This window comes from Lacrimispora struthionigena, from assembly GCF_048627165.1.
Lineage (GTDB): Bacteria > Bacillota > Clostridia > Lachnospirales > Lachnospiraceae > Lacrimispora.
This window is the reverse complement of the sequence record NZ_JBMBWP010000002.1, coordinates 1545989-1567173: the sequence shown is the minus strand read 5'-3', so window position 1 is coordinate 1567173 and position 21185 is coordinate 1545989. Positions and strand designations below refer to the sequence as shown.

Below are 21185 nucleotides of genomic sequence, written 5' to 3'. Positions count from 1 at the left end.
CTAAAAAAATCCTTTTAAAACAAGGATTTTTGGTTAATAATTCTATATAATTATAGTGCATCTGATAGGAATCGAACCTACGCACGCGGCTCCGGAGGCCACTGCTCTATCCACTGAGCTACAGATGCATCTTTTACATTCTACTATAGATTGTTTTAAAGCGCAAGAGTTATTTGTTGATTTTTGGCTGTTTTTTTGTTAGAATAGAGAGGAGATTGTTTCTCCAGGAGGTCAGGTCTAATGAAGGACTTATTAGGAAAATGGAATGGGCTGAAAGCGGAAACCAGACGGTTTTTGAAGTTTCTTGCCATACCATTGGTTGCAGTAATACTGATCATGGCGGTGGTTGTTTTGGACAAAGCCGGACAGCCCGCGAATGAGCCGGAAACGGTCTCTGCCAAGGCGGAGAGTACATCACCGCAAAGCGATGAAAATCAGCCGCAGAAGGTAAAAGTTGCACTGCAAAAGGATGCGGTGCCCGAATTGAATGATTTGATGAAGTCATACTTTAACGCCAGAAAGAGCTGCGACAAGGACGCACTTTCTAAAGTTTATGGCGGTAAAACCGGGGATGAGAGCCTGGATCAGCTGGCTTCCAGAATGGAAGAAGAGGTAAAGTTCTATCAGAGTTTTGAAAATCTGGAATGCTTTTCTACACCTGGAATTGCAGATGGTGACTATGTGGTTTATGCCAGATTTGATGTGAAATTCCGTCAGGCAGAGACGATGGCTCCAAGCCTGATTGTATGCTATGCAAAGACTGCATCGGATGGAAGCTGCTTCCTGGTTGCAGATAACAGCAAAGAAGAGTCTGAATTTATGCAGGAAGTAAACCAGTCTGATGAAGTGCAAAAGATGGCAAAAGAGGTAAACGAAGGTCTTGAGAAGGCTTTAAAGTCCGATGAGAATCTTCTGGCAGTTTATAACACCTTAAAAAAGGGCGAAGAAGAGCCGGAAGCTGCTGCAGAAACCACTGGGGAATCAGATAGTGAGTCATCTGGTGAACCTGCCAGTGAATCAGCCAGCCAGTCGAACAATAGTTAAAACAGATGCTTCTCTGCGTGGCACCGTGCAGAGGAGCATTTTTGATAAAGGAGAGTAGTTTTATGAACGTCAGAGATTTTTATTTTGATTTACCTCAGGAGCTGATTGCACAGGATCCGTTAGAGGACCGGTCGGCTTCCAGACTGCTGGTTCTGGACAAGCATACGGGAGAGATCGAACACAGACATTTTAAAGATATACTGGATTACTTAAAAAAGGGAGACTGTCTGGTTATTAACGATACCAAGGTAATTCCGGCAAGGCTATTTGGTGTAAAAGAAGGCGCTGAAGCAAAGATCGAGATTCTTCTATTAAAAAGAAGAGAGAATGATATCTGGGAAACTCTTGTGAAACCGGGAAAGAAAGCAAAAGTCGGAACTGTCATTTCATTTGGAGAGGGACTTTTAAAAGGAACCGTGATTGACGTGGTGGAAGAAGGAAACCGTCTCATCCAGTTTTCTTATGAGGGTATTTTTGAAGAGATTTTAGATCAGCTTGGTCAGATGCCCCTGCCACCCTATATTACCCACCAGCTTCAGGATAAAAACCGGTATCAGACTGTTTATGCCAAGAATGAAGGCTCTGCTGCCGCACCAACCGCAGGTCTGCATTTTACAAAAGAATTATTAAAGAAGATACAGGAAAAAGGAGTGGAGATTGCCCATGTTACACTTCATGTGGGACTTGGTACATTCCGCCCGGTTAAGGTGGATGAGATAGAAGCTCATCACATGCACTCTGAATTCTATATCGTTGAAGAAGAGGAAGCAAGAAAGGTTAATGATGCCAAACGAAATGGGGGAAGGATCGTCTGCGTAGGAACCACAAGCTGCAGAACCGTGGAATCTGCGTCAACGCAAGACGGTATATTAAAGGCAGGAAGCGGATGGACTGAAATATTTATTTATCCGGGTTATCGCTTTAAGATACTGGATTGCCTGATTACCAATTTCCATTTGCCTGAATCCACCTTAATTATGCTGGTATCTGCGCTTGCGGGGAGAGATCATGTACTTCATGCATATGAGGAAGCAGTTCGGGAGAGATACCGTTTCTTCAGCTTTGGCGATGCCATGTTTCTGACTGACCAGAAGGATCGGGGTACAGTCAATTAAAAAGTTATAAAAGGGTTGTTGGTATCTGTTATTTGCTAAATGAGACTGGGGGAAGATTTTATGGAAGAAAAGAGACATATGGTAGGAGGAATATCCAGAAAATCGCTGGAGCGCCTTCCCGTTTATCATCATTATCTGGAAAAGAAAAGCAGCGATGGATTAGAAACCATTTCCGCACCCGCCATTGCTTTGGATCTTCAGTTAAATGAGGTTCAGGTCCGAAAAGATCTGGCATTAGTAGCCAAAACAGCAGGAAAGCCCAAAATGGGATATGTAATTAAGGAATTAATTGCAGATATGGAGGAATTTCTGGGATTTCATAACACCAATCAGGCAGCACTGGTAGGCGTTGGATATCTGGGAAAAGCACTGCTTTCCTATAAAGGCTTTGAACAGTACGGGGTTGAAATTGTTATGGCTTTTGATGCTGACGGAAGAAAGGTGAATACCAGAATCGGTGGAAAGATGGTGCTTTCCATGGATAAACTGGAAAACCTTTGTCAGCGAATGAATATACACATTGGGATTATTACCGTTCCTGCTGAATATGCCCAGGGGGTCTGTGACAGGCTGGTGGCAGGCGGAGTGAAGGCCATCTGGAATTTTGCCCCCATTCATCTGACTGTACCACCCCATATACTGGTTCAAAACGAGAATATGGCAGTTTCGCTTGCAGCACTGTCAAAGTATCTGTATGAAGTGGAAAAGAACGGTTGGCAGGAGACAAAGGAGGAAGATGATTGAATACCGTGCTATTGCAGTATGCGGTTGAAGTGGAAAAGACCGGTTCCATTACACAGGCAGCAGCCAATTTATACATGGATCAGCCGAATCTCAGCAAGGCGATTAAGACTTTGGAAGAAGGCCTTGGGGCGCCTATCTTTAAACGGACTTCCAAAGGAGTTGTGCCCACTGCCAGAGGAAGGATCTTTTTAGAACATGCCAGAAATGTTCTGATTCAGATTGATGAAATGGAACATCTGTATAAAACAGGAGATGGAAGCGGTGTGGAGTTTTCTCTATCTATGCCCAGAGCCAGTTATATCAGCACAGCATTTTCCGGTTTTATAAAGGAAATGGGCGCTGAATCCATGATGAACGTATGGCTTCGGGAGACCAATTCCACAGATACTATCAGGGATGTGGAGACAGGAGAGTACAATCTTGGTATCATCCGGTATCCGGTTGCTTCTGAAAAGTATTATGCAAGGGAGACCGCTGCAAAAGGGCTGATTATGGAATCTGTTTTTGAGTATTCTTTAAGGATCCTGATGTCAAATGCCCATCCTCTTGCAGATAAGAGTGTGATAGAAGCCGAAGATTTAATGAATTTTATTGAGATTGCCCATGGAGATGTTGTTTCCAGCAAAAACGACGATATTGGAGGGGGAATGAAATATCCCAAATCCCCAAAGAGAATTTATGTATATGAACGGGGCAGCCAGTTTCAGCTTTTGTGTGACAATCAATTGACCTATATGTGGGTATCTCCCATGCCGGAAGAGCTGCTAAAGCAGTATCAGCTGGTGGAAAAACAATGCGTGAAGAAGAAACGTTTCAGGGATTCATTTATCTGCCGGAAGGGGTATTCACTTACCGGCTGGGATAAGAAATTTCTTGAGCAGTTAAGCTGTGTAAAAGAAAAATTGGCAGAATAAGAATGTTAAATATATATCAGTATTTATATACTGATATATATTTTTTTACCTTTGTAATTCCTCTCTGTTTGAACTACAATTATCTCATAGAAACGACAGGAATTTCACAAGGAGGGTTTTACAATGGCTAGATTTACATTACCCAGAGACCTTTATCATGGAAAAGGCTCCCTGGAGGAAATAAAAAACTTAAAGGGAAAGAAAGCAATTGTTGTCGTAGGCGGCGGCTCTATGAAGCGTTTTGGCTTTCTTGACAGAGTGGAAGCATATTTAAAAGAAGCTGGATTAGAAGTAAAACTGTTTGAAGGGGTAGAGCCTGATCCCAGCGTTGAAACTGTAATGAAGGGTGCCCAGATGATGCGGGAGTTCGAACCGGACTGGATCGTTGCAATCGGCGGCGGTTCACCGATTGATGCGGCAAAAGCAATGTGGGCATTTTATGAATACCCGGATACAACATTTGAGGATTTATGCATTCCTTTTAATTTCCCGACTTTAAGAACAAAAGCACAGTTCTGCGCCATTCCTTCTACTTCCGGTACTGCTACCGAAGTTACGGCATTCAGCGTTATTACCGATTATCACAAGGGCATCAAGTATCCCCTTGCTGACTTTAATATAACACCCGATGTGGCAATTGTTGACCCGGATCTTGCTGAGACCATGCCTAAAAAGCTGACAGCTCATACCGGTATGGATGCAATTACCCATGCAATGGAAGCATATGTTTCCACTCTTCACTGCGATTATACCGATCCTCTTGCGCTTCATGCGATCAAGATGATACATAATGATTTAATTGATTCCTATAACGGAGATATGGCTGCACGTGACCGCATGCATAATGCACAGTGTCTTGCAGGTATGGCATTTTCCAATGCACTCCTTGGAATCGTTCATTCCATGGCTCATAAAACAGGAGCTGCTTATTCTGGCGGACACATTGTGCATGGCTGTGCCAATGCAATGTATCTTCCAAAAGTTATTAAGTTTAATGCCAAAGACGCAGAAGCAGCAAAGCGTTATGGTGAGATTGCCCGTTTCATTGGTTTAGAGGGCAACACAGATGAAGAACTGGTTGATGCATTAATTGCTGAGATCCGTTCCATGAACAAGGAGCTGGATATTCCTACCTGTATTAAGGAATACGAAGGCGGAATCATTGACGAAGCAGAGTTCAATGATAAATTAGCGGCAGTAGCTGAGTTAGCAGTTGGTGATGCATGCACCGGCTCCAACCCACGGGCAATTACCCCGGCAGAGATGGAGAAGCTGTTAACCTGTTGTTACTATGATAAAGAGGTAGATTTTTAAGATAATCTCCAATAAAATGTATGCAATGTGTATCTCAGGCGCAGAACCGTTTGGTTCTGCGCCTGTGGTGCGTAAAAAGGAATTTGACAGCAAAAATCATCTGTGATATGGTAGTCAGGAAAAAGATTAGAAAGTGTGGACCAGAAAGATGAAACAGGCATTACTAGTAGTGAGCTTTGGGACAAGTTATAACGAAAGCAGAAGTAAGACCATAGAAGCCATAGAACAGGCTCTGGCAGCTGAATTTCCTTCTTATGAATTAAGACGGGCTTTTACCAGTCGGATTATTATAGATATATTAAGAAAACGGGATAATATTAAGATTGACGGAGTGGAAGAAGCCATGGAAAAGCTGGCAGCAGAAGGCTTTAATCGGGTATTGATCCAACCGACTCTTGTAATGGGTGGAGAAGAATATGATTGTATCGTCAATGCTGTAAAAAAACAGGAAGGTTCCTTTGACCAGTTGATTATCGGTGCACCCCTTCTTTCTTCTGAGGAAGATTATTTAAAACTTACGAAGATCCTGACGGAAGATACAAAGGAATATGATTCGGAAGGTACGGAGATTGTGTTTATGGGCCATGGTTCCGAACATGAAGCCAATGCCGCCTATAACCGCCTGGCTGGAATTTTGAAAAAACAGGGATATACCAGGTATCATGTGGGAACGGTAGAAGCAGAACCTTCCATTGATGATGTAATAGAAGCACTAAACGGGAAACAGTCAAAACAGGCAGTTCTTCAGCCCATGATGATTGTATGCGGAGATCATGCTCATAATGATATGGCTGGGACAGATAGTGATTCGTGGAAAAGCCGGCTGGAAACTGTTGGTTATGATGTGATCTGCCGGTTGAAAGGAATGGGTGAAATTGAAGGTGTACGCCGGATGTTTGTGGAACACGCAAGGGAAGCCGGTAAAAAATTGGAGGATCAGGAATGAAAAAAGGAAAAGCAGCGGTTTTGGCGGTCTGCCTGGCTGTCAGTCTTCTTACCGGATGTCATAGAAAAATAGAGCCAATCAGTAAATCAGGATTTTTGTTAAATACATTTGTAACAGTTACTCTTTATGATAACGATGATCCTAAAATTTTAAAGGAATGTCTGGATCTGTGCCGTTCCTATGAAAATATTTTCAGTAAAACAATTGAAAGCAGTGAAGTTTATAAAATCAATCACAGACCTGGACAGGAATCATCTGTGAAGCTGTCACCGGATATGGCTGCCCTGCTTTCCAAGGGGTTTTATTATTCCAAAATATCCAATGGTGATTTTGATGTTACCATTGAACCGTTGTCTTCCTTATGGGACTTTACAGCTTCAAATCCCGTTATTCCCCCCTCGGATGAAATCAGTGCTGCGGTGAAAAAAGTAGGTTACCAGAATTTAAAGCTTGAAGATGATACCCTTACCTTTTTATCTCCCGACACTTCCATTGACTTAGGGGCGATTGCAAAGGGATATATAGCAGACCGCATGAAAGATTATCTTCTTGAACAGGGAGTGAAAAGTGCAGTGATTAATCTGGGTGGAAATGTACTCTGTGTTGGGAAGAAACCAGATGGAAGCCCTTTTAAGATTGGACTGCAAAAGCCCTATGCAGACAGAAATGAGACCATTGAAACGTTAAATATAGAAGATATGTCTGTGGTATCCTCCGGTGTTTATGAGCGCCATTTTGAAAAAGACGGGGTGAACTATCATCATATTTTAAATCCCAGAGACGGCTTTCCCTATGAGAACGGGCTGGTTTCCGTCACCATTCTTTCAAAGCTTTCGGTTGATGGGGACGCATTATCTACCACCTGTTTTTCTATGGGACTGGAAAAGGGAATGGAGCTGTTAAATTCCATGGATGATGTTTATGGTGTTTTTATTACAGAGGATGGCAAGGTACACTACACAGAGGGGGCTAAGGACTTTCTGGTAACGTCCCCTTAGATTCCCTTTACAATTTCCGGTGCCTATAATACAATAGAGGAAATGTGTTTTACAGGAGAACAGCTATTATGATTAAAAAAATATGGGACAAGGTTATGAACCGTGAGGTCATATCCTATTTGGTATTTGGTGTCCTTACCACGGTAGTCAACTTGATCGTGTATGTTGGAATGGTGAAGGCCGGAGTCGACTATCGGATCAGTACTGCAGCAGCCTGGCTGGTTTCTGTGCTGTTTGCATTTGGTGTTAATAAAATCTTTGTATTTCAAAGCTATGATCTGCATCTGGGATTTGTGGTAAAGGAGATGATTTCCTTTACTGCATGCAGGGCTGCATCAGGCGTCATGGAAATGGTTCTTATGGTGATAATGGTTTCCTGGCTCAATATGGATGAATATGTAAGCAAAATACTGGTGTCCATCGTTGTTGTGATTGTAAATTATGTATTCAGTAAGCTTTTCATATTCCGAAAGAGTGAGGTTCCCCCTTGTAAAGAGAGGTAAGTAAAATGGAACGCGATGACGATATTGAAAAGATTTCAAAGGAATTAGAGGATATTTTAAAGATGACATCAGATGAAAAAAAAGATAAAACACCGGACATCCAGGAAGGGAATAAAACGGATGACAGACAGAAGACAGGTTTTTTGGGGGACGAGGGAGAAGAAAAACCGGATTATGAATCCATGCCTGTCATAAGGCTGGAGGTTCCGGTAGAAGGAATGGAAGAACTTTATGATTTTGATGATTCCAATGAAGACAGTGAGTCTTATTCCGTTGACGAATCTGTAAATACAGAGGAATACGGAGAAGAAATGGGGGAAGAAGAACCATTTGAAGAAGAGCACCAGGAGGTCTTACGTTCTTTTCGGAAAAAAGAGCATAAAAGCGGGAGTCTGGTAAAGGACTCTGACGGTCTGATTGCCGCCTTTTTTGTGCCTGTGATAATCATGATCATTATATTTGCCCAGAGAGGGATCTTTCCCTTTGGAGAAGAAAGCTTTTTAAGAACGGATATGTATCATCAGTATGCACCTTTTTTCTCTGAATTCCAGTATAAGCTGACTCATGGAGGCAGCCTGTTATACAGCTGGGATATTGGCATGGGAGTTAATTTTTCAGCTCTTTATTCCTATTATCTGGCAAGTCCCTTAAACTGGCTGATCGTTCTCTACCCGAAAAAATTTATCATTGAATTCATGACCTATATGATTGTGGTAAAGATTGGGTTAAGCGGTCTTGCTTTTTCCTGGTATCTGCGCAGGCATTTTAAGACAGTTGATTTTGGAATCGCGTTCTTTGGTATTTTTTATGCATTATCCGGGTATATGGCAGCGTATAGCTGGAATATTATGTGGCTGGACTGTATTCTTTTGTTCCCGCTTATTATGCTTGGATTAGAGAAACTGGTTCAGGAAAAGAAATGCATTCTTTACTGCATTACACTTGGGTTATCAATTTTATCCAATTATTACATATCTATTATGATATGTATTTTTATGGTCTTCTATTTCCTGGCACTTCTGATTCTGGAAGGAAGAAAACCATGGAAAGAGGTTCTGATAAACGGGGTTCATTTTGCAGTGTATTCCCTTCTTGCAGGTGGTTTGGCTGCAGTGGTACTGCTGCCTGAAATCTATGCCATGAAGATGACAGCCTCTGGAGATATTAACTTTCCCCAGACATTCAGCTCCTATTTTTCCATCTTTGATATGATTGCAAGACATTTGCCAGCAGTGGAAACAGAAATCGGACTGGATCACTGGCCGAATATTTACTGCGGCGTGGCAATTCTTATATTTTTCCTTTTGTATCTTGGATGCAGGAAGATCCGGCAGAAGGATAAGATTGTCATGTGTTCCCTTTTATTGTTTTTTTATGCCAGCTTCTCTATTAATGTACTTAATTTTATCTGGCATGGATTTCACTATCCAAACAGCCTTCCCTGCAGGCAATCCTTTATCTATATCTTTCTCATACTGACAGCAGGATATCATGCTTATATCTATTTACATGAGATACCATGGAAACATGTTGTGACAGCTTTTTTTGCCACTGTAATCTTTGTGATTATGGCTCAGAAACTGATTACAGACGATGCCTTCCATTTTTCTATTTTTTATGTTGCCATCATTTTTCTGGCAGTATATACAGGACTGATCAGCCTTTATCAGAGAGGAATCAACCGGAATCTGCTTGTTTTGCTGGCTCTTGGAGTGGTAGCTTTAGAAGCAGCAGTCAATACTACGGTTACAAGTGTTACAACTACAAGCCGTACAAACTATGTAAAAGATAATAAGGCTTCCATTGACTTAACAGAAGGTCTGCTGCCTAACCCCGATTTTTACAGGGTGGAAAAGGTCACAAGAAAAACTAAGAACGACGGTGCATGGATGAATTTTCCATCAGTATCCCTGTTTTCGTCTACTGCCAACGCGGATCTGTCTAAATTTTTTAAAAAGCTTGGCTGTGAAAGCTCAACCAACGCCTACAGTATAACAGGCAGCACTCCTTTGGTAGATGCACTTTTTGCTGTGAAATATGCCCTGTACTCCGAAGAGACGGGAGAAAATGAAGTATCCTCTCTTGTATCGGTTCAGGATGACATGCAGCTGTGGAAGAATAATTATGCACTTTCATTAGGCTTTATGATGCCATATGATGTGGAGAATAACTGGCAGTTGGAGCTTACTAATCCGGCTGAGGTTCAAAATGATTTAGCGGTGGTATTAGGTGCAAGTCCGGTGCTTTCTGAAGTACCCAGTGAAGTAAAAGGAAAAAGCTTTACATTCACTCCTGATACAGATGGTGATTACTATGTTTTTGTCAGCAACAAGAAGGTTGAAAAAGTCGTTGCACTTTTGGGAGAAAAGACAAAAAACTTTGATAATGTAAGCCGTGGATATTTACTGGAGCTGGGCTATTTAAAATCGGGAGAAGAAGTTACACTTCGAAATGATGACAATGATCAGGATTTAATAGCAAGTGCTTACCGTTTTCTTCCTCAAGGCCTGGAATCTGTTTATCAGGTGTTAAATAAGAATCCGCTTAAGCTTACAAAATGGACCGATACCCAGATTAAGGGAACGGTTGATGCTGAGAAAGCAGGACTTTTGTATTTAAGCATTCCTTTTGACAAGGGCTGGTCTGTAAAGATCGACGGGAAGGAAGCAGAACCCTATAAAATATTTGATACGTTTTTAAGCGTTCATATGACTGCCGGAACTCATGAAGTTACCCTTGAATATATGCCGGAGGGCTTAAAAGCCGGAGGAATGATTACAGGAGGAAGTATCCTGATCCTTTTGGTGCTGACAGGCCTGGCAGCAGGAAAGAACAAAAAACGCAAACCCATGCGGACACATACAACTAACTAAGGAAAGAGGAGAACTATTATGAAATTATGGGGCGGTCGCTTCACCAAGGAAACCAATCAGCTGGTTCACAATTTTAACGCATCCCTGTCTTTTGACCAGAAGTTTTATCATCAGGACATTGAGGGAAGCATTGCCCACGTTACAATGCTTGCAAAACAGGGAATCATCAGTGAAGAGGACCGGGATAAAATTATTGATGGTCTGAAAGGAATCTGTGCCGATTTGGAAAGTGGAGCCCTTACAATCACAGCGGAGCATGAAGATATCCACTCCTTTGTGGAAGCAAATTTAACGGAACGGATTGGAGAAGCAGGAAAGCGTCTCCATACGGGAAGAAGCAGAAATGATCAGGTGGCTCTGGATATGAAACTGTACACCAGAGACGAAATCGATGAACTTTCCGCTCTTGTAAAGGGGCTTTTAAAGGAACTTCTGGCATTAATGGAGAAAAATCTGGATACCTATATGCCTGGTTTTACCCATTTGCAGAAAGCCCAGCCAATTACCCTGGCTCATCATGCAGGTGCATATTTTGAGATGTTTGACCGGGACTATTCCCGCCTTTTGGATATCAGAAAGAGAATGAACTACTGTCCCCTGGGATCCGGAGCTTTGGCAGGAACCACCTATCCTCTGGACCGTGAATACACCGCCAAGCTTCTTGGCTTTGATGGACCTACCTTAAACAGCATGGACTCGGTTGCAGACAGAGATTACTTAATTGAACTTTTAAGTGCCTTATCAACTATCTCCATGCATTTAAGCAGGTTCTGCGAGGAAATTATTATATGGAATACCAATGAGTACCGTTTTGTTGAAATTGATGATTCCTACAGTACGGGAAGCAGCATTATGCCTCAGAAAAAGAATCCTGATATTGCAGAGCTGATCAGAGGTAAGACAGGACGGGTTTATGGAGCACTTATTTCCATTCTGACTACCATGAAGGGGATTCCTCTTGCTTATAATAAGGATATGCAGGAGGATAAGGAACTGACTTTTGATGCAATTGATACAGTAAAAGGCTGTCTGGCTCTTTTTACAGGAATGATTTCCTCCATGTCCTTCCGTAAGGATGTGATGGAGGTCAGTGCAAAGAATGGTTTTACCAACGCTACCGATGCCGCAGATTATCTGGTAAACCACGGAGTTCCTTTCCGTGATGCCCATGGAATCGTTGGTCAGCTTGTCCTTTTCTGCATAGAGAAAGGTATCGCTCTGGATGATATGACTCTGGAAGAATACAAAGCCATCAGCCCTGTTTTTGAAGAGGATATTTACGATGCAATCAGCCTAAAGACCTGTGTGGAAAAGAGAATGACCATCGGAGCCCCAGGCCAGGAGGCAATGAAAAAGGTAATTGAAATATATAAAAAGAGAATAGAAGAATAAGAGCAGAGCAGTCAGAAAGATCCGTGCACCATGTACGGGTCTTTTTTTATATGAAATGTCAAACTGGAATGCAAAAAACCAAAAACAATGTTAATGTTTAATAAAGAAACGGGGATAGGATATAAATAAGATGTTAAAATAATACTAGGATTCGCAAATATTTACCGTGGTTTTATCACTTTTTGTGTGATAGAATGATTTCGCTGGGGGAAACATAAGGAAATAATTAGGTTTTCAACTGGCAAGGAAATTATAAGGAGGGGTTATATCATGAAAAAAAGAGGACTGAGTGCTCTGATGTTAGCTGCAATTGCAGCCTTATCATTAACAGCATGCGGCGGTACTGCAAAAAATAATACCGCGACTGAGACAACCACTGCAGCAGCGGCTGCAACAACTGCAGCAGCAGGAGAGACAACCAAGGGGGGAGAATCCAAAGAAGCTTCTTCCACAGATCCACAGGTTACACTTGTATATGCAGAAGTAAATCCGTTAGACACAATCGTAGGTAAAACTGATCAGGCGTTTAAAGAAAAGGTTGAAGAATTGTCAGGCGGATCTATTAAAATTGATTTACAGGCAAGCGGTGTACTGGGAGCAGAAAACGATGTTCTTGATAACATGCTTGGCGGCGGCGGAACCATTGATATGTCACGTATCTCTGCGTTCGCGCTTACCAGCTATGGTGCAAACAAGTCAAAACTGTTATCCATTCCTTACACATTTGCAGGCCGTGATCATTATTGGAAATTCGTAAAAAGTGATCTTGCTCCAGAGTTTTTAATGGAGCCGCATGATATAGGATTAGGAGTAAGAGGTTTATTCTATGGTGAAGAGGGCTTCCGTCATTTCTTCTCCAAGAAACCAATTAACAGCATTGATGATATTAAAGGTTTAAAAATCCGCGTTTCCAGTGACCCTGTTATGACAGGTATGGTAAGTGCTTTAGGTGCAAATGCAACCGTAGTAAGCATGAATGAACTTTATTCCGCTCTTCAGACCGGTGTGGTTGATGCTGCTGAACAGCCAATTGCCAACTACAAAGGAAATGCATTCCAGGAAGTTGCTCCAAACTTAATTCTTGACGGACATACACTTGGTGCCATTCAGGTTATTATCACAGATGCTTCATGGGATAAATTAACTGAGAATCAGCAGAAAGCCATGACAGAGGCTGCCAAGTATGCTTCTGAATACAACCAGAAACTTTCTCAGGATAATGAGAAAGAAGTATTAGATGGTTTAAAAGCTGCTGGTGTTAATGTAGTTGAAGTAAAAGACATTACACCATGGCAGGAAGCCTGCAAGGACGTAATTGCTGAAAACACAAAGGATAATGCAGATTTATATCAGAAGATTCTTGATATGAAATAATCAGTGTTGACAAGTGGGGCGCAGAAATCAGCTTTCTGTGCCCTCACTATTAGAAAGGGGTTCTTTATGCCAGAAATTTTCAAAACAATTGACAAGATAAAACCGGCTTATGATATTGTTTATAAGATTGTTTTGTTTATATGTAAGATACTTTTGATCGGAGATGTTTTAATAACCACCATGTCGGTGGCTGGAAGATATATCTCCTTTATCCCCGATCCAGCGTGGAGCGAAGAAGTTGTTTTAACCTTTATGTGCTACATGGCGGTATTATCTGCAGCTCTTGCCATTCGGAGAGGTTCTCATATCCGTATGACTGCACTGGATACTTATCTGCCAAAAAATCTGATCAAATTTCTTGACATTCTGGCAGATATATCCATTCTCGCACTTGCATTTATTATGCTGACTGTAGGCTGGAAATATGCTCATGGTATTGGATCAAAAGGATTTTATACCAGTATGCCTAAGCTTTCCAGATTCTGGATGTACTTCCCGGTTCCGTTGGCTGGTGGTGCAATGATTATTTTTGAACTGGAAGCATTATACAATGATATCAAACGTCTTTTTGAAAAGGAGGAAAATCTATAATGGGCGGTAATATAGCAATCCTGGTCTTACTGGGAAGTTTCTTTCTTATGGTTTTCCTTCGGTTTCCAATTGCTTACGCAGTGGCTTTATCTGCAGTATTCTGTCTGCTTTCCCAGGGAAGCAGTCTGGCAGTGATCTGTCAGCAGATGGTAAAAGGAATCAGTTCGTTCAGCCTGATGGCAGTACCGTTTTTCATCACCATGGGCGTTCTTATGGGATCCGGTGGTATTTCTGAAAAACTGATTGCTCTTGCCAATGCATGTGTTGGCTGGATGCGGGGCGGTATGGCAATGGTAAATATCGTTGCATCTTATTTCTTTGGTGGTATTTCTGGTTCAGCTGCTGCTGATACAGCTTCACTTGGTTCTATCCTTATCCCAATGATGGTGGATCAGGGCTATGATGATGATTTCTCAACGGCCGTTACCATAACCTCTTCCTGTGAGGGTCTGTTAGTTCCTCCAAGTCATAATATGGTAATTTATGCAACTACTGCAGGCGGTATCTCAGTAGGAAGCCTTTTCCTTGCAGGTTATGTACCAGGCGCGATATTGGCAATTTCCCTTATGGTTGGTTCCTATATTATTTCTGTAAAAAGAAATTATCCAAAGGGAGATAAGTTTAGCATCAAAAACCTGGTAAAGCAGCTGGGAATTTCATTCTGGGCTCTGGCAGCCGTATTAATTGTGGTATTCGGAGTAGTAGGTGGTGTATTTACTGCTACAGAATCTGCAGCTATCGCTGTTATTTACAGTTTAATTGTAAGCGTCTTTATTTACAAAGGACTGGACTGGAAAGGTGTCTGGAACGTAATGGGGGATTGTGTCAATACACTTGCCATTGTTCTTATCCTTATTTCAACTTCCAACGTATTTGGATATTGTCTTACATCACTCCATGTACCGGATATGGCAGCACATGCAATTACCGGAATTACTTCTAATCCGATTATTCTTGCTCTGCTTTTAAACCTGATTCTTCTGATCCTTGGCTGTATCATGGATATGTCACCAATTATTTTGATTGCAACCCCTATTTTACTTCCGATTGCAACTTCAATTGGTATCGATCCGGTTCAGTTCGGAATTATTATGGTACTTAACTGTGGTATCGGACTTTTAACACCACCAGTTGGCGCGGTATTGTTTATCGGTTCGGCGGTAGCAAAGCTGCCAATGGAAAAGGTAGTAAAGGCAACCCTTCCATTTTATCTTTGTATGATTATCACACTTTTACTAATTACTTTTGTACCAGCAGCCAGTCTCTGGTTACCGTCCTTATTTGCAAAATGATGAGCACGTTTGAAATCAGGCATTGTAATTTTCAATGCCTGATTTCTGCTATGGGAGGAAATGAATTATGAAATACGAGTATACGTACAGAAATACAGGCATGGATATCTGGCAGCTGTCCATGTACTATATTTATGGATCAATGGTAGGCATGTGCAACCTGATTTTTACTGCTGCGATTCTTACTCTTACCATTGTCAGATGGGAAACTTCCGGAAATTTCTTCCGGATTTGTGCAGTGTTAGGCTGCTGCCTTTTTCCGATTATTCAGCCTCTTGCAGTTTATGGGAAAGCAAAGAAACAGGCGTCAGCCAGTCAGGATATCAAGATCCGGTTTGATGACACGGGAATCCATGTGGGACAGGGAGAGGGAAAGCAGGAAATAAGCTGGAACAAAGTCAGAAGAATTGCGAAAAAGCCTTCCATGATACTGGTGTTTTTAAATTCCACTCATGGATTTGTTCTTCCGGGCCGCATATTAAAGGAAGAGAAAAATGATTTCTATGCCTTTCTCTCTTCCAAAATGAAAAAATGATATCAGATATGAAGTTGTAAGATCATTCTCCGCTGCAGGCTTCCGGACCAAAAATCTGTCTGCACAGGCGGCAGCCGGTAGGAGTGGCAGCAAGCCCTCCTTCGGCTGTTTCTTTTAAAGAGGTGGACATGAGCTGTCCCACCTGTTTCATGGCGAGAATTACTTCATCTGCAGGTATTACGCTTTTGATCCCTGCGCAGGCAAGCTCGGATGCGGTAAAGGCATTGGCCACACCCATGGCATTTCGTTTGATGCAGGGAACTTCCACCAGTCCTGCAACGGGATCACAGACAAGTCCCATGGTGTTTTTTAACGCAATGGCACAGCTGTCGGATACCATCTGGGGTGTACCGTCAAAAATCTCTGTCAGAGCTGCGGCAGCCATGGCAGAAGCGGAACCAACCTCAGCCTGGCAGCCGCCTTCCGCTCCGGCAATGCTGGCGCATTTGGCAATGACCATACCTATGGCAGAAGCGGTAAACAAAGACATGACTATGTCGCGCTTTGGGAGATCGTATTCATCCATAACTGAGATCAGGGCTGCGGGAATTACCCCACAGGATCCGGCAGTTGGAGCAGCAACAATTTTTCCCATACAGGAATTAAATTCCGTAACAGCCAGTGCCATGCTGATGGCATTGCCAAGAAGATGACCGTAGTGGTTTTTACCCTCCTCTACGGCTTTTTTTAATTTTGCAGCAGAACCTCCGGAAAGACCGCTGGGAGATCGGAGAGTTTCGTCCAGTCCACTTATTACAGACTGGCGCATCACGTCAAAACTGCTTTCCATGGTTGCATAGACTTCTTCTATGGTTGATTCCATATCTCCGGCCTGCTGCTCCAAAACGATTTCAGAAATTTTTTTGTGACTGGAAGCAGCGGCCTCAACCAGCTCTTCCACCGTATTATATTTTAGTTTCATTGTATTCTCCAGTCGGTTGATTCTTTCAGCCCAGTTTTAAAAGAATGGTATTGTACACATGAGGAAGAAGCCTGATTTCAGACACCAAAGAAGGGGCCACATCGGAATCCATCTCAATTGTCATAATTGCAATTCCGCCTTTTTCCTGGCGGTTTAACCGGAAATTGCAGATGTTGGCGTTGCCGGCAGCAACCAGATTTGTGACTTGGGCGATGATACCGGGAACATCCTGATGCATGACAATTAATGTGGTATTCTGACCGGTAAAATATACTTCCATGTCGTTGATTTTGTTTATCACAATATTGCCGCCTCCAATGGAAGCACCCTGGACAGATAGCGTAGCACCACCTGATCCGGTAAGGGTCACTAAAGCTGTATTTGGATGGGCATTTTCAATGGTACCGGTATGAATGTTAACGCTAATACCCTGCTTTTCGGCCGTTTCAAGACTGGTACGAATTCCTGGGTCCCAGGGATCATATTTTAAGATTCCGCCTACAATGGCTTTGTCGGTTCCATGGCCTTTGTAGGTTTTAGCAAAGGAACCGTGAAACAAAATATCCGCTTTTGCTACCGGTTCTCCAAGAAGGAGCGCAGCAGTTTTTCCAATGCGGGCGGCTCCAGCTGTGTGAGAGCTGGAAGGTCCGATCATGACAGGCCCGACGATGTCAAATACATTCATGATAGTTCTCCAATCCGTGTTGTCTTAGATGTATCACAGAGGTTTAAATTCCGGTTTTCTTCTTCTGAATTCCGTATAATAGGAAAATCCGCATTGTTTCAGAAGCTCTTTTGCAGTCTGAAAATCTGCACCTAAATCTTCTGGTATATGGGCATCAGATCCCACCGTAATAATCTCGCCGCCCAGCTCCCGGTAACGTTTAATAATATCTCCCGATGGATTAGACTGACCGATTCCCTTTCTGTAACCTGCGGTGTTCACTTCAATTCCTTTTCCCATTTCAATTACAGTCTTTAATATCTCATCAATGATATCCTGATATGCATGATAGTTGTAATAAGCTGCTTTATTCGGACCATATCGGACGATGTAGTCGATATGTCCTGCAGCATCGTAAGCATCTTTTAGTTTTACGTTATCCAGTGTCACCTCAAAATACTGAAGATATGCGTCTTCTTCCCGCCTGCCTTCAAAAAATTCGGGATAGGCAGCATCCTTGCGGTTAATGAAGTGAGTGGATCCGATTACATAATCAAAATCATAGCGTCTCAGCAGCTGGTCATAATATTGTTTTAAATGGGGCTGCAGTCCCAGTTCAATTCCGATGCGAAGGTCAATTCGTTCCTTATATTCGTCCCGAAGCTGACACATGGTGTTAAAATAAATTTCCGGGTCTAAGGTAAAATCGATGGGGGAATCTACGTCAAAGTCGTGGTGATCCGTCACACATAGGGAATCCATATGAAGCGCAATGGCACGTTCAATCTGGTTTCTGACTGGTGTGGTGGAATCCCCTGAAAATTCTGTGTGAAAATGATAGTCTGGCAGCATAGGAGTCTCCTTTTCCAAAAATTAAATTCATTATAAACAAACATGACTGGAAATGCAATCTGCCCAACAGACTGTTTTACACAAATTTAAACAGAATTTTACATAAATTTTAAAAACCATTGATAAATGAAATCTTTCTATGGTATTATTTTAAACGGCGCAGATAAATGCATGGTCAGATATCTGTAGTAAAAAATACATATTGGTTACAAGGAGGTAACAATGTCGGTTAATGACATATCGAGTTTGTTTACATTCATGGGAGGGCTGGGACTGTTTTTGTACGGCATGAATACCATGGCAGACGGCATGCAGAAAAGTGCAGGAAGCCGTATGAGTCAGTTTCTGGGAATGCTGACAAACAACCGCTTTATGGCAGTACTTCTGGGAGCGTTAATTACGGCTATTATCCAGAGCAGCGGTGCAACTACGGTTATGGTAGTTGGTTTTGTAAGTGCAGGAGTTTTAAATCTGACTCAGGCTGTGGGAGTAATCATGGGTGCAAACATCGGAACGACCATTACAGCCTGGATTGTTTCCATGAATCAGCTGGGAGATGCATATTCTATATTTCAACCTTCATTTTGTGCTCCCCTTCTTGTTGGAATCGGAGCGGTTCTTCTATTATTTGTGAAAAAGCAGAAGACCAGAACCATTGGTGAGATACTGGTGGGACTTGGCATGCTGTTTATAGGACTTGATTTCATGTCCAATGCAATTTCACCTTATACAGATGCGCCCATATTTTCGGAAGCATTCCGTGTTCTTGGAAACAATCCGTTCCTTGGCATGATAATCGGAGCGCTGGTAACAGCCCTCTTACAGAGTTCTTCGGCTTCCGTTGGTATTTTACAGACCCTTGCAATGAATGGGGTGGTTACTACCAATGCTGCTATTTTCATTACACTGGGTCAAAACATTGGTTCCTGTGTGACTGCATTGATCTCAAGTATCGGCAGTTCCAGGACTGCTAAGCGGGCTGCTGCGATTCATCTTTCCTTTAATGTCATTGGTTCTATCTTATTTGGAATCGCATCTTTTCTTATATTTATAGCGATGCCAAAGATTGCAGACCACAACATAACAGCAGTGCAGATTTCAATTTTCCACACCATATTTAATTTAACCAATACCTGCATATTGTTTCCTTTTGCAAATCAGCTGGTTAAGCTGTCCGGTATGCTGATACCGGAAGAGAAAAAAGGTTCAGAAGAATCCGCTGATCAGGAAAGTGAAACCATGAAGCATCTGGACGAAAGAATTTTTGAATCACCTGCATTCGCAGTGGAGACCGCTGCCATGGAAGTGGTACATATGGGACAGATTGCCATGGAAAATGTGCAGCTTGCCATCGATGCTGTTATTTCTAAAAATGTCAATAAAGCAAAAGATGTGTATAAAACCGAAAAGACGATTAATAATATGGAAAAGATGCTGACGGAATATCTGGTCAAAATCAACAATCTGTCTTTGACAGAAGAGCAGAAAATAATAGTCAACAACCTGTTTTACAGTATCAACGATATTGAGCGAGTCGGTGACCATGCAGAAAATCTGGCGGAACAGGCGGAATATATGGCGGAGCATGAAGTGGCATTTTCTGAAACCGGAATATCCGACCTTAAGGTGATCTGTCAGACGGCTTTTCAGTCGTTCTCCCATTCCATTGATGCAAGAAGAAGAGGCGATATGGATGAGGTCCGCAAGGTGATTAAGTATGAAGATGAGGTAGATGCCCTGGAGGAGGAGCTAAGGGAAAAACACATCGAACGTCTCTCGACTGGAGAGTGCAGCACCGCCGCAGGCGTGGTATTTTTAGACCTGATCAGCAACCTGGAACGCATTTCCGATCATGCTTACAATCTTGCCGGATATGTCAAGAATGAAATGTAAAATAATTGTGAGGAATTGATAAAAATAAAAAAAGGACTTGCTATTTACTGGAATATTAGGTAGAATAAACGGTAGTTGATTAATATTTAACGATCACTTTTAATTTTATTCTTAGGAGGAATTGAATTATGGCAGTAAAAGTAGCGATTAACGGTTTCGGACGTATTGGCCGTCTTGCTTTCAGACAGATGTTTGGTGCAGAAGGCTATGAAGTAGTAGCAATCAACGATTTAACAGATCCAAAGATGTTAGCACATTTATTAAAATATGATACAGCTCAGGGCGGATACGCTGGATTTTATGGTGAGAATGTTCACACAGTAGAAGCTTCTGAAGATTCTATTACAGTTGATGGAAAGACCATCAGAATTTACGCAGAAAAAGATGCAAAAAATCTTCCTTGGGGAGAAATCGGCGTAGACGTAGTACTTGAGTGTACTGGTTTCTACTGCTCCAAAGCTCTTTCTCAGGCTCATATCGATGCAGGCGCTAAGAAAGTAGTTATCTCTGCTCCAGCAGGCAACGATCTGCCAACCGTTGTTTTCAGCGTAAACGAGAATGTATTAACAGCAGATGACAAGATCATCTCCGCTGCTTCTTGTACAACAAACTGTCTTGCTCCTATGGCAAAGGCATTAAATGATTATGCTCCGATCCAGTCTGGTATCATGAGCACAATTCACGCTTACACAGGTGATCAGATGATCCTTGACGGACCTCACAGAAAAGGTGATTTAAGAAGAGCAAGAGCTGGTGCAGCTAACATCGTACCAAACTCTACCGGTGCTGCAAAAGCAATCGGTCTTGTTATTCCTGAATTAAACGGCAAGTTAATCGGTTCCGCACAGCGTGTTCCGGTTCCTACAGGTTCTACCACTATCTTAACAGCAGTTGTTAAGGGTGCTGAAGTAACCAAAGACGGTATCAATGCAGCTATGAAGGCAGCATCAAGCCAGTCTTTCGGATACAACACAGATGAGATCGTATCTTCTGACGTAATCGGTATGAGATTTGGTTCTTTATTCGATGCAACTCAGACTATGGTTTCCAAGATCGGTGATGATTTATATCAGGTACAGGTTGTTTCCTGGTATGATAACGAGAATTCCTATACAAGCCAGATGGTTCGTACAATTAAGTACTTCGCTGAATTAGGCTAAAGATCCACGAAGGGTCCGGTCGGAAAGGACCGGGCCTTTTGTTTTTTTATGATGTTGTA

The 21185-nt window shown here is 42.2% G+C and carries 19 protein-coding genes and 1 tRNA gene; 16 read left to right on the top strand and 4 right to left on the bottom strand.

Going from position 1 to position 21185, the window contains the following annotated elements; all coding sequences use genetic code 11:
• Positions 1 to 56 precede the first annotated feature (56 nt).
• Positions 57 to 128 (bottom strand) — tRNA-Arg (locus tag ACOAOT_RS16480).
• 112 nt (positions 129 to 240) lie between these two features.
• On the opposite strand from ACOAOT_RS16480, the gene ACOAOT_RS16475 reads away from it, so the two are divergent.
• The 14 genes from ACOAOT_RS16475 (at position 241) to ACOAOT_RS16410 (ending at position 15635) form a co-directional block, all read left to right on the top strand.
• Entirely contained in the window at positions 241 to 1044 is an 804-nt protein-coding gene (locus ACOAOT_RS16475; protein ID WP_420217991.1) for a hypothetical protein, read from the top strand.
• Positions 1045 to 1106: 62 nt separating this feature from the next.
• A complete protein-coding gene (gene queA / locus ACOAOT_RS16470) occupies positions 1107 to 2159 on the top strand; it encodes a tRNA preQ1(34) S-adenosylmethionine ribosyltransferase-isomerase QueA (protein WP_420217990.1) in 1053 nt (350 codons plus the stop codon).
• 60 nt (positions 2160 to 2219) lie between these two features.
• The gene (locus ACOAOT_RS16465) at positions 2220 to 2903 is read left to right on the top strand and encodes a redox-sensing transcriptional repressor Rex (protein ID WP_349669748.1); all 684 of its coding nucleotides are present in this window, start codon (positions 2220 to 2222) and stop codon (positions 2901 to 2903) included.
• Between the two features lie 5 nt (positions 2904 to 2908).
• Positions 2909 to 3817 carry a LysR family transcriptional regulator gene (locus ACOAOT_RS16460; RefSeq protein WP_420219438.1) on the top strand — a complete coding sequence of 303 codons (909 nt, stop codon included), beginning with the start codon at positions 2909 to 2911 and terminating at the stop codon, positions 3815 to 3817.
• A gap of 123 nt (positions 3818 to 3940) precedes the next feature.
• Entirely contained in the window at positions 3941 to 5131 is a 1191-nt protein-coding gene (locus ACOAOT_RS16455; RefSeq protein ID WP_104436753.1) for an iron-containing alcohol dehydrogenase, read from the top strand.
• Between the two features lie 148 nt (positions 5132 to 5279).
• On the top strand, positions 5280 to 6077 hold the full coding sequence (locus ACOAOT_RS16450) for a sirohydrochlorin cobaltochelatase (RefSeq protein WP_420217989.1): 798 nt from the start codon (positions 5280 to 5282) through the stop codon (positions 6075 to 6077).
• Positions 6074 to 7075: an FAD:protein FMN transferase gene (locus tag ACOAOT_RS16445; protein WP_420217988.1), complete on the top strand. Its 1002-nt coding sequence runs from the start codon at positions 6074 to 6076 to the stop codon at positions 7073 to 7075. Before ACOAOT_RS16450 ends, ACOAOT_RS16445 begins: the two co-directional genes overlap by 4 nt.
• 68 nt (positions 7076 to 7143) lie before the next feature.
• Positions 7144 to 7578, top strand: a complete 435-nt coding sequence (locus tag ACOAOT_RS16440; protein ID WP_420217987.1) for a GtrA family protein — start codon at positions 7144 to 7146, stop codon at positions 7576 to 7578.
• A 5-nt stretch (positions 7579 to 7583) separates the two neighbouring features.
• Positions 7584 to 10451, top strand: a complete 2868-nt coding sequence (locus tag ACOAOT_RS16435) for a YfhO family protein (RefSeq protein WP_420217985.1) — start codon at positions 7584 to 7586, stop codon at positions 10449 to 10451.
• An 18-nt stretch (positions 10452 to 10469) separates the two neighbouring features.
• On the top strand, positions 10470 to 11843 hold the full coding sequence (gene argH, locus ACOAOT_RS16430) for an argininosuccinate lyase (RefSeq protein WP_420217984.1): 1374 nt from the start codon (positions 10470 to 10472) through the stop codon (positions 11841 to 11843).
• 270 nt (positions 11844 to 12113) lie between these two features.
• Positions 12114 to 13217: a TRAP transporter substrate-binding protein gene (locus tag ACOAOT_RS16425; protein ID WP_420217983.1), complete on the top strand. Its 1104-nt coding sequence runs from the start codon at positions 12114 to 12116 to the stop codon at positions 13215 to 13217.
• Between the two features lie 66 nt (positions 13218 to 13283).
• Complete coding sequence (locus ACOAOT_RS16420) at positions 13284 to 13808, top strand: TRAP transporter small permease (RefSeq protein ID WP_420217982.1); 525 nt, start codon at positions 13284 to 13286, stop codon at positions 13806 to 13808.
• Positions 13808 to 15100: a TRAP transporter large permease gene (locus ACOAOT_RS16415; protein ID WP_420217981.1), complete on the top strand. Its 1293-nt coding sequence runs from the start codon at positions 13808 to 13810 to the stop codon at positions 15098 to 15100. Before ACOAOT_RS16420 ends, ACOAOT_RS16415 begins: the two co-directional genes overlap by 1 nt.
• A gap of 67 nt (positions 15101 to 15167) precedes the next feature.
• Positions 15168 to 15635 carry a YcxB family protein gene (locus tag ACOAOT_RS16410; protein ID WP_420217980.1) on the top strand — a complete coding sequence of 156 codons (468 nt, stop codon included), beginning with the start codon at positions 15168 to 15170 and terminating at the stop codon, positions 15633 to 15635.
• A gap of 22 nt (positions 15636 to 15657) precedes the next feature.
• Here ACOAOT_RS16410 and sdaAA read toward each other — a convergent pair whose 3' ends face one another.
• Genes sdaAA through ACOAOT_RS16395 form a run of 3 tightly spaced genes read right to left on the bottom strand, consistent with a single transcriptional unit; the run spans position 15658 to position 18073 of the window.
• Positions 15658 to 16557: an L-serine ammonia-lyase, iron-sulfur-dependent, subunit alpha gene (gene sdaAA, locus ACOAOT_RS16405; protein ID WP_420217979.1), complete on the bottom strand. Its 900-nt coding sequence runs from the start codon at positions 16555 to 16557 to the stop codon at positions 15658 to 15660.
• A 25-nt stretch (positions 16558 to 16582) separates the two neighbouring features.
• Positions 16583 to 17242 (bottom strand): L-serine ammonia-lyase, iron-sulfur-dependent subunit beta, encoded by a 660-nt coding sequence (gene sdaAB, locus ACOAOT_RS16400; RefSeq protein ID WP_420217978.1) that lies wholly within the window; start codon positions 17240 to 17242, stop codon positions 16583 to 16585.
• A 33-nt stretch (positions 17243 to 17275) separates the two neighbouring features.
• Positions 17276 to 18073: a histidinol-phosphatase HisJ family protein gene (locus ACOAOT_RS16395; protein ID WP_420217977.1), complete on the bottom strand. Its 798-nt coding sequence runs from the start codon at positions 18071 to 18073 to the stop codon at positions 17276 to 17278.
• Between the two features lie 222 nt (positions 18074 to 18295).
• On the opposite strand from ACOAOT_RS16395, the gene ACOAOT_RS16390 reads away from it, so the two are divergent.
• Positions 18296 to 19966, top strand: coding sequence for a Na/Pi cotransporter family protein (locus ACOAOT_RS16390; RefSeq protein ID WP_420217976.1), 1671 nt, complete (start codon positions 18296 to 18298; stop codon positions 19964 to 19966).
• A 128-nt stretch (positions 19967 to 20094) separates the two neighbouring features.
• Complete coding sequence (gap, locus tag ACOAOT_RS16385) at positions 20095 to 21126, top strand: type I glyceraldehyde-3-phosphate dehydrogenase (protein ID WP_420217975.1); 1032 nt, start codon at positions 20095 to 20097, stop codon at positions 21124 to 21126.
• Positions 21127 to 21185 lie beyond the last annotated feature (59 nt).